General features: G+C 69.1%; 1 protein-coding gene and 1 pseudogene. One reads left to right on the forward strand and one right to left on the reverse strand.

What is annotated here, in order from left to right:
- Window positions 1–2002 precede the first annotated feature (2002 nt).
- The gene (locus tag E1284_RS38735; protein WP_131945113.1) at window positions 2003–2662 is read left to right on the forward strand and encodes a maleylpyruvate isomerase family mycothiol-dependent enzyme; all 660 of its coding nucleotides are present in this window, start codon (window positions 2003–2005) and stop codon (window positions 2660–2662) included.
- Window positions 2663–4252: 1590 nt separating this feature from the next.
- Here the strand turns inward: E1284_RS38735 and E1284_RS38740 are convergent.
- Window positions 4253–4489 (reverse strand): annotated as a pseudogene (locus E1284_RS38740) (D-alanine--D-alanine ligase); the annotation flags it as partial.

Below are 4489 nucleotides of genomic sequence, written 5' to 3' on the forward strand. Positions count from 1 at the left end.
CTCCACGCCTCAGCAGCGCCCCGCCCGTCTCACCCTGGCGCCCCACCATGAGATGCAAAGTGCGGCGGCGGGGCGCCGAGATACCCCTCCGCGCTGCGCACCATTCGAACGTTTCCCGTGAAACATCCCCATCCGTGCCCGGTCTCAGCGCGCCCTACCCGCCCGGCTTCGGGGGCATCGCGCGGCGGCAGCACAGCGCGCCGACAACTGCACGCCCTCGCCGCTAAGACGCCCCCGGAACGTTTCCCGTGAAACATCCCCACTCTTGCCGACCCCAGCGGCACCTCGACCTTCCCTCGACAGCAGGGCGCGGCGCAGCACGCTGACAACCACCGCCGTGTCCGTCCGAGCGCCGCCCCAAGGTTCCCCGAAATGTCGAACGCCTCTGGCGCCCAGCTGGCAGCCCACCTGCGTGATTGAGAGGCTTGCCCGCCCAATGGACACACCGGCACGCCGCTGTGGACGGCCACGCAACAGACGACAGGCACGGTAGGCCGCCCCGTCACAGACGCCCGAGATGCTGCTGACGCCGCCGACGGGGGCCGGGCGCACCTTAACGCGGATACCGACTAGGGCGCCTCCACATCGATGCCTGACACGGCGGGAGCTCACTTCGCACCTTCAGATGACTGGTGCTCGTCTCCCCGGACACCGAGGCAGCTCCGACAGCCATCCCGATGTTTCTCGTGAAACATCGACAGAGCCCGTCGCTCTGGACACAGCGGCCGCAGGCAGTCTCGACCTTCGAGCGCTCAGCCGGGCGCGCTGACCCGGCCACCGGCCCGAGCCGGCCGACACGGGTGTCGTGTGCCCGTGGTCGATACCTCGGGTACGGCGAAGACGCCGGCCGGAGGTCAGGTGCAGTTCTGGGCCTCCAGAGAGTCCGCCAATCGTCCGCCCGCAGCCCCCAACGCCCGCCACGCGCATCCTGGCCCGGCTACTGGCCTGGCTGTGCTGCCCTTACCCACGCAAGGACTCTTGGATGACAAGGACTCTTGGATGAGGGGGTTCTGAGCACGAACGAGCGGCTCGCGGACGCTGCGGATAAAGCCTGATCTCCCATCGACCGGTCACTGCTGTCTACCGTCTCGCACGCTCCGCCGCACCTGCGGGGCGCCCGGCTGTGACCTTAGGGCGTCCACAACAACCACCGCTCGGTGGGGCAGCAGTCGCTGTCGCCGCCGTTTGCTGCGCACCCTTGCACCTGCGGGACGACCGGCATTCCAGAGTGACGTCGACAGCCACCGCCCCTTGGGGCTCTTGCACGCCTTGCTGCTGAGGGCGGGCCTCCTGTACGTAGCGCCGTCCCGGCGTACAGGTGGTCAGCCCGCCTATTGCCCGGCAATGTCCGACGCACGCGTCAGCCTGGTCATTCGTCCTCATCTCGTGAGCGCCATAGGAGGTGAGGAGGGACCCGAGGACTGCGTGTGGACGGCACCGATGCGCGTGATCTTCATCGACCAACCGTCGCAGCTCGCCGTCGTGTGTGCTGGCTACACCCGGGGGACGGCGGGCGACCTCAAAGGCGTCTTCGACAGTCGCCATTCGTCGATGTTCCTGCGCATCCTGCTTGATGACTGGCTCCCCTGCGCGATGCCGTCCTCGCGTGAAGGGTGTTTCCCCTGCGGCCTGAGACGTCTGGCGAGCGCACATACCCCTGGTCCAGCTAAGCGTTCCGACCGCAGAGGGGCATACAGGCGAGCGGAAATCCCCAGTCCGGAGACGTGGCAAGCGCCGCGGACGGCGTGATCTCCATCGACCGGTCAATGCTGCCCGTCGTCCTGTACGCCTCGCTGCATCTGCGAGCCGACCGACGGCTACCTAAAGAGCGTCCACGACAGGCACCGCTCGATGGAGTCGCCGGCACCGTTCTGCCGGCCCCACGTCGTGGGAGCTGCCGGAGCCGGGCCCTAGGTGCGTTGGAGTGGCTGTGGACGTTCGGGCTTGGTGGGCCATATCTTCCGCAGAGTGGCTCCCGGTGGTTCGAGCTGAGGAGATTCTGGTGGATCGCGAAGAGATGTGGCGGCACATCGCCGAGCAGCGGCTGGCCGTTGCGGAGGCCCTTCCCGAGCTTCGTCCGGAGGAATGGGAACAGCCTTCGTTGTGTGAGGGCTGGCGCGTCCGGGACGTGGTCGCCCATGTCGGCCTGGCCACGGAGATCACCTTGGGTTCGGCAGTCCGCGAGTTCGTGCGGGCGCGCGGGAGCTTCCACAAGTTCATTCGCGAGACGGCGATCGAGCGCGCAGCCCTTCCGAACGACGAGTTGATCGCCGTCCTGCGCAGCGCCGCGTCCTCTCGGCGACTCGCGCCCGGCACTACCACCAAGGAGCCGCTCCTGGACGTTCTCGTCCATGCACAGGACATCTTCGTTCCGCTTGGGCGTGAGTTCGCGATGCCGGAGCGCCCCGCACTGGTGGCCGTCAACCGTATCTGGCAGATTCCGCCGCCCTTCGGCTTCGGCGCCAAGAAGCGCCTGCGCGGTCTCCGCATCGAAGCAACGGATGCATCGTGGTTGCGTGGTGATGGGCCGTCCATCCAAGGGCCGCTCAAGGCCATCGTCCTTCTCACTTCCGGACGGGTCGCTGCGGCCCTCCCCCATCTGTCCGGGGACGGCGTAGAGGTCCTGACCGCCCGCCTTGGCCGGGCCAAGACGGCGAAGTAGCAGCCGGCGCCGACCCTAGCGGTGTCCCGGCAGAACGAGCGGCCCCGCGCCCGGTCCCCTGCCGTGTCGATCGCGGTGTCTGGACGGCCCTAGCGAGAGTCCTGTTCGCGGGTGAACTCTGTGACAGCGATCCGCCGGGTGCAGGCCTCCTAGTAGGACTGTCTTGACGTCCATTGCCGAGCCGTGGGCCTCCTGCTGGAGGGGTTGATTCCGTAGCGGTCGGTTGCCGTCGACCTGGCCGGGCTGGTCGCCGCTGAGGGGCACCGACTTGCCGCGGAGCAGGACGGTGCGGCGTTGTGTCGGAGAGTGCGTGCCCAGGTGGCGTCCAGGTCCGCGAACGCGCCCGGGTAGCGTTCCCGAGCACCCCCACAAACGCACGCACACCAGCCGTGTGGGAGGGCCGACTCACGCCTGGGATGGCCTGGGTTTCAGGTGAAACATGGACTTGGTGTTGCGGCTGCCCAGGGCCCCTGCCTACCCCTGCCTATGTGTTCGGTCCAGGGGGTGGCAGCGCGTAGCTTCGCGGAGGTGCCGTCGCGTGCAGGGTCCCCCCGGGAGGGTCCTGCCGGTAGGTACGGCCTCCGAGATCCTGCCGAAGGGTGCGGCCGCACGCGAGGCGCCCCCCGGGTGTCGTGCCGGAGGTGCCGTCGCGTGCAGGGTGCCCCCCGGGGGGTCCTGCCGGAGGGTGCGGCCGGATGCGGGGCGCCCCCCGGGTGTCGTGCCGGAGGTCCGGTCGCGCGCGGGGTGGCCTCAGGCGGTCCTGCCGAGGTGGCGCACGTGTGAGGCGGCCTGTGTGCACTCGTCGCCCGGCTGCCGGCGTTCTGGAGGGGCGAGCTTGCATGGTTGGCAGTGTCGTCGAAGGGTGCTGCCGATCGTGGGTGGTGCCTTTGTGGACCATGACGTCCCGGCGGGCTACGGCGGCGCCCGGACGGCCAATCTCCACGCTGTGGCCCCTCACGTCGGCGGACCGCGGCGACATCACAATCGCATGGGACGGTATGACGCTCTGGCTGTCCTAACGAAGGACGCCCTGGAGCAGGGGTTCCCGGTGTGCACGCAGCCTGAGCCGTTCGAACCATTGCCGTAGTACCGCTCGGCGACGTTGTAGCCCGAGCCCCGGGACGACGACCGGCGCCGCACAACGTTTGATGTCGAGATGCTGCCGCACCCGCCGCCGAGCTCATTCACGGACCTGTTGTCGAGCTCTTTGGCCGGGCCGGTTGTCCGGGCTTTCTGGCTGGGCCGGTTGTCCGAGTTCTCTGGCCGGGCGGGCTGTCCGAGTTCTCTGGCTGGGCCGGTTGTCCGAGCTTTCTGGCCGGGCGGGCTGTCCGAGCTTTCTGGCCAGGTTGGCTGTCCGAGCTCTCTGGCCGGGCCGGCTGTCGAGGCTCCTCGCGGGTCCGCTGTTGAGGTTGCTGCGGGATCTGCCGCCGGGCCTCACTGCCAGGGGTGGTCGACGTGCCCGGTGCCGTTCGGATGGTGGGTCGTTGCCCGGAACGTGCGGGGCTTGGTCACCGTCGTGTGCCCGGTACCGAGGCGAGGGGCAAGGCGGAGCGTGGTCGTCGACGTTGATGTGGGACCGGGGCCGCGCGGTCAGGTGAGGCGGGCTTGGAGGAGGGACTCGCAAACTTCGCCTAGGTCCAGTCCGGCGACGCTGATGGCGCGGGGGAGAAGGCTTGTTTCGGTCATGCCGGGGGCGACGTTGACTTCGAGGAAGTGGACCTCGCCGTCGGGGGCGACGATGAGGTCGGTGCGGGAGATGTCGCGGAGGCCCAGGGCGCGGTGGGCGGTGACGGCGGCGGAGGTGGCGCGGGCGGCCGCGTCCGGGGC

The sequence above is a fragment of the Actinomadura bangladeshensis genome (genome assembly GCF_004348335.1).
Taxonomy (GTDB): domain Bacteria; phylum Actinomycetota; class Actinomycetes; order Streptosporangiales; family Streptosporangiaceae; genus Spirillospora; species Spirillospora bangladeshensis.